Genomic DNA, 13,983 nt, shown 5'->3' on the forward strand with positions numbered 1-13,983 from the left:
TCGCTGGCCTACATTGCCAGTCGGTTTTAGCAGACCGTAGATCCATGGCGGGTTATAGTTCCACTATAAGTCGTTAGACCCTTGCGTCCCTTTTCTTTGCGGTAGGACGGGAGGGGGACGCGCTCGCGCGTGCTGGTTCCTTGGATCCCAGTCTGCTAACCCCCTTTCGTTCTACCACCATAATCAATTGACGGTGATCTTTGGTGGTAGAGCTCCATAAATTCTAGGAGTTGACCATGACCTTTTTTATATTAATCCCCTATCCTCTCTCGTAATTTTATTTATTTAAAATTTAGGCTTTCTCTCACCTAAAATATTTTAAATTTATAAATAATTTTATTTTAAAATTTTAATCATTTTATTTTCCTGTATTACAGGCGGGTTAACTATTGCCTTTAAAAATGATTTTAATACCTTAAATATAAGCGGCTTATTTTTTATTAATAACTTAGTGAAAATTATCACGAGAATAATATGAAACTTTATAAACCTATTTTGGCTTTAAGCCTTTTAATAGGCGATTACGGTGTTTCTGGTTGCGACATTCACACTCAGCAGGATTTTGAAGAAATTTGCCTGTCTGGTGGGCACACCCAAGCCAGTTGCGACTGTATTTACCAACGGCTTGAACAAGTGTATTCGCATAAGCTCATACAACGTCTAGAACATGTCAGTTTGCAAAGTCCTGCTCTCCCACAGGACTTTGCCCCTACTTTTTTTAGTGTGATGCGGCGGTGCGATAAAGAAGACATGGGCTAAGCGTTTGGCTTAGCTCCCTTATCTCTGTGTCGCAATGGTGGATAACTTTAAATCAGCGCAAAAAATTAAAGTTCTGTTGTGGCACGGGGGCCTTGGGGGAATCAAAGCGAACTGATCATGACTAAGATATAGGCTTATCTGTCAGCCTTCTGAGTTCGCTCTACAGTAATATAGTGATTAGGAATCACTAACTGCTTTTCAATATCTTTTACCTTGTGTAAGACATTAAGGAAATTAGACATACAGTGATACCAATATAAACATTAATTTTCCAGTCTAATGGCCAATCATCAATAGCGGTATATTTCTTATTTTCTATGAGCCAATAAGCAAAAAAAAATGTAACTTTGTTAATAAAAATTAAAAGAGGAATATCTTTCAATAATTTTAAAATCATTAATCAAATCAGATGTATGAAATTAGAAAAACCGAGCTAATGTTTAACTCGGTTAAAAAAGGCTGTCAATTTATTTTAGGGTAGGCAGTTATTATATTTCTACACTCACTCTGTATTGTTTTAACCAACTATTTAAACCGATGGCTAATTCCATTCCCATACGGTCGTACATTGGTGAAGAAGAACCTAAATTTTTCTGTAAGAGCTGATTTACATTATGCTTTTCAAGCAAGCCGTAAACTGGGGCGTTACTATCATTTATAATTGCTTCAATACCCTGTCTTAATGCTTTTTCGTACGATGGATCTTGTGTTGATGGATAAGGGCTTTTCACACGCTGCGAGATTGATTCAGGTAAAATATCTTTGGTAGCAGCGCGTAAAATACTTTTTTCACGACCATCAAAAGACTTCATTTGCCACGGAATATTAAAAGCATATTGTACTAAACGATGGTCACAAAATGGCACACGTACTTCAAGCCCAACAGCCATACTCATTCGGTCTTTACGATCCAACAAAGTCTGTACAAAACGAGTTAAATTTACATAACTCATCTGACGCATTCGTTTATCAACAAGACTCTCATTTGATAATATTGGGGATTCAGCCAAAGCTTGTGAATAACTATCTTGGACAAAATCATCCAAATCTAATTTTTTCAAAAGATCATTTGAAAACAATGTTTTTCCATCAAAATATTTTGCTGTAACCGAGGTTAGCCAAGGAAAAGTCGTCGAATTAATCGCTTCAGGGTCATGGAACCAACGATATCCACCAAAAACTTCATCCGCAGACTCTCCTGATAAAGCAACTGTAGAATTTCTTTTTACTTCTTCAAAAAGTTTATATAGAGATGGCCACATATCTCCCCAGAATGCAGGAGGGAGGTCCAAAGCGCGAATAATCTTTTCTCTTAAATGACTGTCTGCCATATCTTTACTATCTATTAAAATTTCCTTATGAGATGATCCGATCATATCAACAAGATCTTTAACAAAAGGAGCATCAGGAGTTCCTCGAACGGAATCACTTACAAAACCAGACCCATGATTCACAAAGTCCAAGGAGAAAGACCGGATATTTTCATGACCACCATTTAATAATTTTTTTGAAGCTAAAGAAGTAATAATGGAAGAATCTAAGCCTCCTGAAAGTAAGCTACATAATGGAACATCAGATACAATCTGTTTTGAAACAATATCTTCTAGTAGATCACGCGTAGTGCCTATAGTTGTTTCCAAATCATCAGTATGTTCAATAGCCTCTAACTTCCAATATTGAAATTTTTGAATACCGGATGAATCAATTTTTAAAAATTGACCTGGACGAATTTCATGCATTCCATGAAAAATACCATGCTCTGGAGTTTTCACCATTTCAAAAATTTCACGCAAACCATCCGCTTTTACAACAGATTTTGCCAAATCATTTGCTAATATTGCTTTCGGTTCAGATCCAAACAAAACACCATCTGCTGTGGGGTAATAATATAAAGGTTTAACCCCCATACGATCACGAACCAGAAATAAACTACGAATACGATCATCCCAAATCGCAAATGCGTACATTCCATTCAGTTTATCTACAAAATCTATTCCCCATTCAACATAAGATTTTAAGACAACCTCTGTATCACTTTTAGTATTAAAAACATGACCACGAGATATCAGCTCAGCACGTAATTCTTGAAAATTATAAATTTCACCAGTGTAAATCAAGGCAACTTTATTATTATCATCCACTAAATCAACCATAGGCTGTTTACCACCAGCCAAGTCAATAATAGAAAGTCGTCTATGCCCCAAAGCAATTGGACCATTAATCCAAATGCCTTCCTCATCAGGACCACGATTCATCATAGTCTGTACCATACGACAAATCGTTTTTGCTTCATTATTCAAATCACGACTAAAAGAAAGCCAACCAGCGATACCACACATAAATCACCTATATAATATTAACCAAGTTTTTCTAAATCATTACTACTAAATAAAAATCGTAAATTAGTATTTTTAAAATACTTATACTTAACATCCTCTCCAATATTAATATCAATTTGATTTAATAAATCTTGAAGATATAGAGCATAATTTAAATCCGAAAAATCAGTTTCTGGCATTTGTTTAAATTTAATAAAATTTAAAACATCAACCACCATTTTTGACAGCTTTAAAATAGTCTTGTATTGCTCTTCAACCGAAGAAAAAGTTTTATTTTCATGTAAAATAATTTCATTAAAATCACTATCATATTTCCAGATTTTCAAATAATCTGAATCCCAAGTTGGATTATCATAAACAAGTGTGACATATATTAAATTTTGATCTTTATCCTTAAAAATAAAGTCAATATTTCTATTTCTAGTTAAATTAACAAAGCTACTATAACCAATCACCTTTGCTTGATTCAATTCTGCGATTAAAGAAACAGAATCAGCAACATTATCACCAGAAATTGAGAAATCCGAACGCAATCCAATGATTTTTTTTAAAATCAATTTATCTTTTGGATAGCAAATATAATTAATCAAATCCAAAGGATGAATTACTTCACTAATAACACCAGTTGTAGATCTATAATCACCTAAACGATTTTTAGCCCAAGCAAAATTACATTTAACTAATCTAAGGTTTTCAATAAATATAAAGTTTTTCAAAAAAAATGTATTTTCAGAATATCTTTCAACCAAATCCATACAAAAACCAGAGATATTCGCTAAGTTTTCTTTAGTGAGGCTACAACTATCAGATGGTGAAATTAAGGGCTTTTCTGCTATAACAAACCCCTTAAAGTCTTTTAATTCTTTGATTACATCAAAATGAAATCCATCCGAATTAGAAATAATAACAAGATCAGGTTTAAAATTAGACAATGCAATAAATGCTGATTCAAAATAAAGAATATCTAATCCTTTGTTTTCAAGATCACAGTATGCAACTTCTAAACTGTATCTGTCTGAAATATTTTTTAAACAATTAAGATATCTATTTCCTGCATACCCCATACCTATAATCAATACTTTCATAGTTGGCTCAAACTCTTATAAAAATATTTTTCACCAGTATCATTAAACCCGATATTTAAATATGAACTCTCCGCCATAACTGTTGTTTGTAAATAAATTTTAAAGACTGAATTTTCCAGAAACCAACTCTCTATTACTGACATATTTTCACGCATTATTCCTTTTTTTCTATAATTTGGATCAACTACGACTGTTTGAATCCAGCCAGACTTTCCATTTAAACAACCATTAATAGGTACACGCTTATCTATTATAGCAATAGCGCAACCTATAACCTTTTGTCTGTCTAAATCTTCATTAACTAAAATTAAGAAACTTGAGTTACCAATATTTTCTTCCAACCATTTTTTATAAGCATTTAACCATTCAATTTCCTCTTTCGCATTTTGAGAAGAATAATGCCCACTACTATTGGAAAGTAAAATTTTTCTTAATCCGCATAACTGATTAATGTCTTTATATTCAGCTTCACGAATACAATAATCTTTTTTTACAATTATATTAGACATAACGCTTTAACCCAAAATAATCAAAGACATCTTTTAAAGAACTAACTAAATGATTAATATGCTCGTCAGAATGATTAGGAGTAACATTAATCCTAAACCTTTCTGTGCCCACGGGAACACTTGGAGAATTAATAGGTTGGATATAAATATTGTGTTTTTCTAATAAATAACTTGCAGCTTGTTTGCATTTAGTTGAATCACCGATGATTACCGGTAAAATATGAGTTGAACTATCAGGATGAATAGGTATACCTGCTTCATCAAATAGGCATCTTATTTTTTTTGTCTTTTGTGTTAATATTTCTCTCTCAATATTTGATTTTTTTAAATATTCAATACTTACATAACAAGCAGCAACTATTGATGGAGGTAAAGCAGTTGTAAAAATGAATCCTGAAGCATATGAGCGAATTGCATCTATAATATAGTTACAACCAGCGACATAACCACCAATTACCCCCACAGCTTTAGCCATAGTTCCTTGTATAATATCTATTTTATTCGCAATGCCTAAACTAGCTGCAATACCCGAGCCATTTGGACCATACATGCCAATTGCATGAACTTCATCTAAATAAGTCAAAGCATTATATTTTTCTGCCAAAGCCACGATTTCTTTAATTGGGCTAATATCACCATCCATAGAATAAACAGATTCAAAAGCGATAATTTTTGGTCTACTTATAGGCTCTGCTTTTAAAAGCTCTTCTAAATGATTTACATCATTATGATGAAATACTTTCTTAGAAATACCTGAGCTTTTAATACCATTAATAATTGATGCATGATTTTTTTCATCAGAAAAAACTATACAATTGTCATAAATATTCAACAAGCATTGTAAAGTTGCATCATTAGAACTGTATCCCGTAGGAAAGACTAGAGCTGCTTTTTTACCATGCCAATCTGCAATACTACTTTCCAATTCTTTAAAAAAAGAATGTGTACCGCCAATATTCCTTGATCCGCCAGAGCCCACACCGTGACTATCGATTACTTTATGCATTGTTTCTTTTAAAATTTGATGTTGAGACATACCTAGATAATCATTACTACACCAAACAATAACTTCATTATTTGTATTCAAACATTTTGCAAGCGGGTACTGCTTACATATCCTATCTATAGTCGTAAAATCCCTATACTGAGAATTATCCTTTAATTCCTGTACCTTTTTTTCAGCCAACAACGTATACATGATTGCACTCCATTATGATTTTTTGAAATTTAATTGAATGAAAAGCCCAATTAATGCAACTAATCCAGCAAGGATAGGTAATAACCATGGGCTAAGATTAAAGTAATAAATTAACCCACCTAACCCAGAACCAATTGCACCACCTAAATATAATGCAGACTCATTTAAAGCTACTGCTAAATTACCACCTCCTTTATTTTCTCTTGCATTAATTAACTGATCATTTTGGGGAACTTGTAAAGCCCAACCCACAGCACCCCATATTGCAATAGGGATTAATACCAGCCAAGAATTAATATAGGCCAAAAAAGGAATTACGATCAGAGATAAAGCAAGAATCAGCATAATAATTGCTATTAATTTTGTATTTTTTACTTTATTAGAAAAATGACCAATAATGTAACTACCGACTATTCCACCTACCCCCCAAACCCAAAGAAACGGAGTAATATTACTAACAGAACCAAAATCTGAATAAGCCATAAAAGGAGCTAAATATGTATATAAACCTAAACTAGAAATAGCAGCAATTAATGAAATAGATAAAATACCTAAAACTTTTTTATCTTTTAATATCTTTAATTTATCAATAAGACTCTGCTTTTCTAAACTAATTTGAGGAAGTTTAACAACTAAACCAATCAGGGAAATCAGTCCTAAAATCGCTATGATAAACATTGAAATCTGCCAACCATAAGCTTGTGATATTAGCAGACCAATTGGTACACCTAAGACTGTACCTGCCGCCATTCCACTCATAATTAATGAAATAGCTTTCCCTCTATTCTCGACAGATACGACGGCAGTAGAAACTGAGATACCAATTGCCAGATAAACTCCCGCACCTATTCCCGAAAATATTCTCGAAATAAATAATGTTTTAAAGTCAGGAGCAATACCGCTTATAAAATTAGCTATTGCAAATACGAATAATGCTAATATGATACCAAGTTTTTGTTTATTTTCTGGCAACAATGCCACAACTAATGGTGAACCTATACCATAAGCAAGAGTAAAAGCAGTAACTAATTGAGCAGTTAAAGCTATAGATATATTAAATTCATTTTGAATAAATGGAATTAGCCCAGCAGTAATATAAGATGACATTCCCAAAGAAAATGCACCTAAGGCTACAAAATATACAATTTCAAAATTTATTTTATTCGACTTTGTAGAACTCATATTAATGTGTCTTAGCTGATATTTGTTTTTAAAATACAAAATATATAAAAAAAGTAAATAACTCACTTTTTTGGTACTATATTTAAATAATGTTATTAGGTATAATTTTTGGTAGTTAGTAACGAAAACTGAATAATGAAAGAAAATAGATCAGGTTGTCCTGTAGAAGAAGTTATGATTCAACTTGGTGGTAGATGGAAAATGATGATTCTGTCTTATTTATTAGAACAGCCACGTCGATTCAATGAAATTAAAAAAAGTATCCCAAATATTTCCCAGCGTATGCTTGTTTTAGAATTAAAATCACTTGAAGATCAGGGTTTTATATCTCGAAAAGTCATCGATGAAAAGCCCGTAAAAGTTGAATATTCTATTACTAATGATGGAAAATATTTAGAACCACTAATTATAAATTTGCGAATTTATGGGCAATGGATTAGAGATAGGAATGTTGAATTTTCATAAGAACTTTCACAGTAAGATTTTCTTTTAAAACTAAAAAAGAGAAAAAAATTGTTACGTGATTTCCCTGTTTTTATGGATAAAATTCATAAAAAGTTCATGTTTTTTTTTGTTAATTTTTTTACCAATCGGTATATTTATTCCAATTTTCTTCAAACTTGCTTTGGAGTTTCAATATGAAACCAACTTAATTCAATGAATCCAAAAATTTCTTGTGTCTAGCCCTCTCAAAATGATGTGTACGGATCAAGATTTATTCATAGTTAATTAATAGCTACTAAATTATTAATATAAATAGGCAATTATACCAATATGTTTAACTATATTAGTAAACAAAAATTTTCTCCAATTTTTTTATAATATATTGAATAATTTAAATTTTTAAAAAACTGGGAGCAAGTGATTTTATAATATCCCCAATTTGTATTTGTATTTGTATTTAATAGCTTTCTCCAATATTAATATAACACATTGTTATTAAATAGGTTTTAAAAGTTAATATCTTTATTACTTGTGGATATCTAATACATAATTTAATTAAAATCTTGGCTGCGCCAGAGGGATTTCGTTTACATTGTTCCCAAGCTTCAAGTGATAGTTTAGCCAAGCCTCTTACAACAAGATAAGACTTTACTCTAGATCTATATTTGTAATCTGTTATGTATGTGCAGTTATTTTTGGTAGTAAATCTAGTACAGCCCTATCTCTAAAAGATACATTTAATATTAAAGATAAAATTCTTTAACTACATAACTTAAATAATAAAAAACCCCGAAACTTACGTTTCAGGGTTTTTCACGAATCTTGGTGGAGATGGCGGGAGTTGAACCCGCGTCCGCCAGCATTACGCTCGAGAATACTACATGCTTAGATATCGTCTATTGTTTTAACACCAAGTGACCCGACGAACAGGGTACAAGTTGCGATCCTCTAAGTTTGGTATAAAGCCCCGAGGCTTGACTCTATACGGACTTGTGTGCGTGCGCTACGGTCGGGTTCCTAAACCACAAGTATTCTAGGAAGCGGACAAACTGCCCTTAGGCAGCTAGAGCGTAAGTTTCGTCGTTTGCGACTAAAATATGCAAATTTGATTTACGAGAGAAAATGCGCTCTCGGCATGCATCTATGAGTTTCATCACCAGCGTCGAAGCCAATAACATCCCCATGAATGTCTGAACATCATAGCATAACTAAAATAAAATACTGTGCATTTTATCAACAGTCTGCTACTGATGAACATATTTACATAATTGAGTCCGTTTTGTTTTTTTCAAGGGTCACATAAAAAAGCTGCCAAAATGACAGCTTTTTTAAAGTTTGGTCTATAAAGCACCATTGCCTAACACAATACCTTCACGGCGTGGGTCTACCCCACCTGCGTATTTACTCTGATTATTAATATTTACTTTCATAATCGTAGAAATACCGCTGGTTTGCGCAGTGTTGGCAACGCCATGCCCTTTTGCTTTTAAGCCTTCAATCAAATCAAGCAAAGAAAGCTGCACATTCGAGCTATCCACATTGGTGTTTTTGCTATTGGTCGCACCAAAGTTAACAAGCGAGGTCGCCTGCTGTGCATTTAAGTTCCAGTCCAGCGCACCCACCAAAGTTTTAACCACATATTGAATGATCGTACCACCACCTGGTGAACCTGTTGCCATATAAAACTCATCTGGCGTGGTGCCTTTAAACACCAAAGTTGGCGCCATGGTACTGCGTGGGCGTTTGCCTCCTTCTACACGGTTGGCAACCAGTGCTCCCGTGCTGTCTAGCGGGTTGGCACTAAAGTCAGTTAACTGGTTTGACAGCAAGAAACCATCTACCATGTGGAATGAACCCATGCTCGATTCAACAGTCGATGTCATTGAAACCACATTGCCATAGGCATCTACAATCGTGAACTGAGTTGTTCCGTGTTCAACAGTCGTGTCGACACCCGAAGCTGGGTTGAAATTACCCGCTGGCGCAACGCCCATACTTTGATTCGGGTTAATCAGTCCTGCACGTTGCTTCAAGTAATTTTTATCAATAAAGCTTGCAATACCCTGTGCTGGTAAGGCAACAAAGTCAGTGTCTGCCACATATTTATCGCGGTCAGCGTAGGCCAAACGCTCTGCCTCAGACACTAAATGCACGCCCATTACATCTGGCACACCACCTTCATTTTCAGGGTTTTTAGGTGGATAAAGCGACATATCAAAGTTTTCTAAAATACCCAGCGTCTGTGCAACTGCAATTCCTCCCGAAGATGGAGGCGGCATGGTACAAACATAGTAACGGTCACGGTACGTCGTACAAATCGGGTCGCGTTTTTTAACCTGATAGTTAGACAAATCCTGCAAGGTCATTAAACTTGGCGTAATTGGAGTTCGTGCTGGGTCATCCCCTAATGTCTGTCCTGCTTTTGCCACAATCGCTTGGGCAATTGGACCCGTGTGCAGCGCATTTGCGCCTTGTGTGGCAAGTGCTTCTAGAGTTTTTGCATAGGCTTTATTGGTCATGGTCTCACCCACTTTACGAGGTGAACCATCTGTGTAGAAATAGGTTGCCATTGCATTTGCATCGAGCGCTAAGTTGTTTGCATTACTTGCAATTGCATCTGCCAAACGCCCCGGAATACGGAAACCGTTATCAGCCAAACCAATCGCTTCACCAAAAAGCTGGTTCCACTTAAGCTTGCCATGTTCTTGTTGAGCTTGTTCAAGTAAACGCATTACACCCGGTACACCAATCGAGCGACCACTACGGCGGGCACTTGGTACAGGCGCTGGTGAATTGGGGTCATATATATCTTGGCGAATTAAATAATATTCGTTGGCTGCGGCTGGTGCGGTTTCACGGCCATCGTATGCAGTGACTTTTTTGGTTTTGGCGTCGTAATACATCATAAAACCACTACCAGCAATGGTGCTCGATTGAGGTTCGACTAAACCTAGCACCGCTTGTACCGCAACGGCTGCATCGACTGCGCTACCGCCTGCTCTTAAAACATCACAACCCGCTTTTACCGCAAGTGGCGTATTTGCCACCACCATATATTTATCTGCGTATTTGACCGTGTTACCGAGTCTATAACCCGATGCCCCCTCAGGCGCTGCTGGGTCACCATTTTGGTTTGAACCGACCACCACGTTTGATCCGTCTTGTGCCAGTTTGCTACAACTGGTGGGGTCATTATCAACAATTAAATTGGGCGGGGTTGTATTTGAATCATCCTTGGGCTGATCTGACGAGGAGTCATCTCCACATCCTTGTAATAAACCGACTGCTAATAAACTACTGAACAAAAATGAATATCTTTTATTCACGTGATAACTCCAATATATACGCCTGCCTATCCATGCAATTGCCATGCAAGCTTCTTTGTTTTCAGGTATTAAGTTTTTTTAATCTTTGATAAAAATAAGGTTTTATAATATTGAATGTTTAAGGGCGTTTTATCCTGTGCCCTGTCTTATGCCTCCTTACTTGATATCACACTCTTTTATAACTGATTTGCCCGATTCTGGCATGCTTTATTTCGCTAAATACAGGCAAAATCTGCCATTTATAGACTCGCTCTATTTTTTAATAGATCTAAAAAAAAGCACCTCCGAAGAGATGCTTTTTTTGTTTAGTGAGATGGCATTCCGCTGACATCTCCTTTGGGTTTCGGACACAGCCAAATGACCAGCCCCGCAAAAACAAACACCATTGCAAACAGCAAAAATACATGGTTTGCCGACATGGTAATCGCTTCTTTATCAACAAGGTTTGAAATAATCCCTAAAGTCGAGTCAGCCGAAAAACCATTTTGCGCAAGGTTATTTTGAACTTCGGCAGTATTTAGGTTTGATACCATTTCACTACGTGCAACTTTAGCGTGGTCGTCCCACACGGTCACTGCAATTGACGCACCAATCGCCCCTGCCATGGTTCTTAAGAAGTTCATAAGACCGGCAGCAGATGCAATCTCTTGCTGGAGTACTGAACCGAGTGCAATATTCGACAGTGGAATAAAGAAGAACGGTACAGCAAAACCTTGCAAGATTTGCGGCCAAGCCAGTGCCATAAAGTCGGCATCTGTGGTCCAGAATGCCCGCATTAAGGTCACGCCACCCAGCAATATCAAACCAAAACTCGCTAGTGCTCGTGGGTCATGTTTGGTCGAAAGCTTTGCCACAATCGGTGACATGGTCAAACTACCAAAGCCCATGGTTGCGGTTAAATAACCAGCCCACGTGGCGGTGTAGGAAAGGTTCATTTGCAGCCACTGTGGAATCAGTACAATACTGCCAAAGAACGCTCCAAAGCCGAGCGACAAGGCCAGTACTGAAATTGCAAAGCCCCTATGCCTAAAGACTTTCACATCCACGACGGGATGCTTATCTGTCAGCTCCCATATGAGGAACACCACAAAGCCTATGGCGGCAGTCAAGCCTAACACCACAATGCTGGTGCTATTAAACCAGTCGCGTTCGTGCCCTAAATCGAGCATAAGCTGTAGCGCACCAATCCACAGAATTAACAGACCTAAACCGACGGTATCGATTCTTAAAGAAATCGTTTCTGTTTCGGCTGGTTTAAGCAAACGGATTGCCGCTAAAACACAAACAATGCCGACCGGAATGTTAATAAAGAAAATCCAGTGCCAAGACAGGTTATCACTAATGAGACCACCCAAAATTGGTCCTAAAATTGGCCCAACGACGGTCGTCATTGCCCATAGGCCCATCGCCTGTGCATGCTTTTCTTGAGGGAAAATACGCATGAGCAAAGTTTGGCTGAGTGGCATGAGTGGGCCACCGCATAGACCTTGTCCAATACGGAAAAACACCAACATGCCTAACGAGTTTGCTAGACCGCACAAGAAAGAAAAAATGGTAAAACCAATCAGGCCAAAAATAAAAACCCGAACAGTTCCAAAGCGCCCTGCAAGCCAACCGGTTAAAGGTACACAAATCGCTTCTGCAACTGCATACGACGTAACAACCCATGTTCCTTGTGTACTTGAAACAGCAAGGTTACCGGTAATATGCGGTACAGATACGTTGGCAATGGTCGTATCAAGCACGACCATAAAGTTCGACAAGGCAATAACAAACGCTGCCAGTAATAAACGGCCACCGCTTAGTTCGGCAAAAGGTGTTTGCGTTTTCATAAGCGTTTACTTCGCAGATAAGTCGACTTTTGCTTCCATCGACAAGCCAACACGCAGTGGGTGTTCAGCAAGTTCTTTCGGGTCAAGTGCAATACGAACTGGTAAGCGTTGAACCACTTTAATCCAGTTACCTGTTGCGTTTTGAGCCGGAATTAAGGCAAAGGCAGAGCCTGTACCACCAGAGAAGCCCATCACTTTGCCGTGATATTCAACATCGTCACCATATAAATCTGAAGTAAGCGTAACGATTTGACCCGGACGGACTTTTTTCAACTGACTTTCTTTAAAGTTCGCATCTACATATAAATCATTCAGCGGCACAATCATCATCATGCTGGTGCCCGGTGCAACACGTTGACCAACTTGAATATTACGACGTGTGACCACACCATCAACTGGCGCACGAATCACGGTACGTTCTAAATCAAGCTGAGCTTGTTCAACATGTGCCTGTGCAACTTGTACATCAGGTGTTGAAACTTCGCTTACACCCTGAATTAAGGCTTCGTTTGCAGCTAAGGTGCTTTCGGCAGCTTTACGACTTGAAGACGCTTGCGCTAAACCAGCTTTAGCAAGCTCTAGCCCGGCTTTGGCTGTTTCAACTGCACTTTGTGCCTTAGTGAGTTCTTCTTTAGACACTGCACCAGACGCGGCAAGTTGTGCACGGCGGTTAAGTTCTAACCCAGCTTTGTCGTAGTCAGCTTGCGCTTGAGCAACCTGTGCTTTAGCACTGTTAATTTCGTCAGCACGAACCACAACTTGAGAGTTTAAAGAACTACTGTTTGCTGCGGTTTGTTTGTATTGGCGTTTTGCTTTTGCGAGTTCCGCCTCAGCTTGCGCTAATGCAATTTTGGCATCACGGTCATCAATACGAACCAGCACGTCACCACGATGTACCGTTTGGGTATCTTTTACGACAACCTGAGCGACCTGTCCGCTCACCATTGAAGTAATTTGCGCGGTTTCAGCACCGACATAAGCATTATCCGTACTCACGGAGTTGTTCAAAAATAATGCCCAAATTGCATATAAAATAGCGGCGATCAATAAAATCAGCGCAAAAAAACCAAGAAATTTTTTGCGCTTGTTTTGATTGTTGTCATCCGAGGCAGATGTTGTTGGCACTGTTTCTTCTACATTGCTTTGTGCATCAGTCATGGTATGTTCCTAAAGATGAGTTGGCTTTGCCATCAATCTCGCACTACACCTTGTTATAGAGTTTTTATTTTTCTATAAACAAGACATATCGCATTGTCAAAGGAGGTAATTTTAACGCTAAAACCTCATAATATGAGAATAAAAATTTATA

Annotated in this window: 10 protein-coding genes and 1 other RNA gene; 2 read left to right on the top strand and 9 right to left on the bottom strand. The window is 37.2% G+C overall.

Annotated elements, in window-relative coordinates; translation table 11 throughout:
- Nucleotides 1-474: 474 nt before the first annotated feature.
- Nucleotides 475-759, top strand: coding sequence for a hypothetical protein (locus I7H67_RS16985; protein WP_198308401.1), 285 nt, complete (start codon nt 475-477; stop codon nt 757-759).
- Nucleotides 760-1,247: 488 nt separating this feature from the next.
- Here I7H67_RS16985 and asnB read toward each other — a convergent pair whose 3' ends face one another.
- Genes asnB through I7H67_RS17010 form a run of 5 tightly spaced genes read right to left on the bottom strand, consistent with a single transcriptional unit; the run spans nt 1,248 to nt 7,072 of the window.
- Nucleotides 1,248-3,098 carry an asparagine synthase (glutamine-hydrolyzing) gene (asnB, locus tag I7H67_RS16990; protein WP_198308402.1) on the bottom strand — a complete coding sequence of 617 codons (1,851 nt, stop codon included), beginning with the start codon at nt 3,096-3,098 and terminating at the stop codon, nt 1,248-1,250.
- Between the two features lie 17 nt (nt 3,099-3,115).
- Complete coding sequence (locus I7H67_RS16995) at nt 3,116-4,183, bottom strand: Gfo/Idh/MocA family oxidoreductase (RefSeq protein ID WP_198308403.1); 1,068 nt, start codon at nt 4,181-4,183, stop codon at nt 3,116-3,118.
- Nucleotides 4,180-4,692 carry a GNAT family N-acetyltransferase gene (locus I7H67_RS17000; RefSeq protein ID WP_198308404.1) on the bottom strand — a complete coding sequence of 171 codons (513 nt, stop codon included), beginning with the start codon at nt 4,690-4,692 and terminating at the stop codon, nt 4,180-4,182. Before I7H67_RS17000 ends, I7H67_RS16995 begins: the two co-directional genes overlap by 4 nt.
- Entirely contained in the window at nt 4,685-5,890 is a 1,206-nt protein-coding gene (gene hemA, locus I7H67_RS17005; protein WP_198308405.1) for a 5-aminolevulinate synthase, read from the bottom strand. Before hemA ends, I7H67_RS17000 begins: the two co-directional genes overlap by 8 nt.
- A 12-nt stretch (nt 5,891-5,902) precedes the next feature.
- A complete protein-coding gene (locus tag I7H67_RS17010; RefSeq protein ID WP_198308406.1) occupies nt 5,903-7,072 on the bottom strand; it encodes an MFS transporter in 1,170 nt (389 codons plus the stop codon).
- Between the two features lie 135 nt (nt 7,073-7,207).
- Here I7H67_RS17010 and I7H67_RS17015 point away from each other — a divergent pair, with 135 nt between their 5' ends.
- On the top strand, nt 7,208-7,537 hold the full coding sequence (locus I7H67_RS17015) for a winged helix-turn-helix transcriptional regulator (RefSeq protein WP_198308407.1): 330 nt from the start codon (nt 7,208-7,210) through the stop codon (nt 7,535-7,537).
- Nucleotides 7,538-8,339: 802 nt separating this feature from the next.
- On the opposite strand, the gene ssrA is transcribed toward I7H67_RS17015, so the two are convergent.
- From ssrA to I7H67_RS17035, 4 genes are all read right to left on the bottom strand, one after another.
- Nucleotides 8,340-8,698, bottom strand: a transfer-messenger RNA (tmRNA) gene (gene ssrA / locus I7H67_RS17020).
- Between the two features lie 158 nt (nt 8,699-8,856).
- Nucleotides 8,857-10,842, bottom strand: a complete 1,986-nt coding sequence (gene ggt, locus I7H67_RS17025) for a gamma-glutamyltransferase (RefSeq protein WP_198308408.1) — start codon at nt 10,840-10,842, stop codon at nt 8,857-8,859.
- Nucleotides 10,843-11,147: 305 nt separating this feature from the next.
- Complete coding sequence (locus I7H67_RS17030) at nt 11,148-12,674, bottom strand: DHA2 family efflux MFS transporter permease subunit (RefSeq protein ID WP_013198748.1); 1,527 nt, start codon at nt 12,672-12,674, stop codon at nt 11,148-11,150.
- Nucleotides 12,675-12,680: 6 nt separating this feature from the next.
- Nucleotides 12,681-13,832, bottom strand: a complete 1,152-nt coding sequence (locus I7H67_RS17035) for an EmrA/EmrK family multidrug efflux transporter periplasmic adaptor subunit (RefSeq protein WP_005303184.1) — start codon at nt 13,830-13,832, stop codon at nt 12,681-12,683.
- Nucleotides 13,833-13,983 lie beyond the last annotated feature (151 nt).

The sequence above is a fragment of the Acinetobacter sp. ACIN00229 genome (genome assembly GCF_016106645.1).
In the GTDB taxonomy this organism is placed as follows: domain Bacteria; phylum Pseudomonadota; class Gammaproteobacteria; order Pseudomonadales; family Moraxellaceae; genus Acinetobacter; species Acinetobacter oleivorans.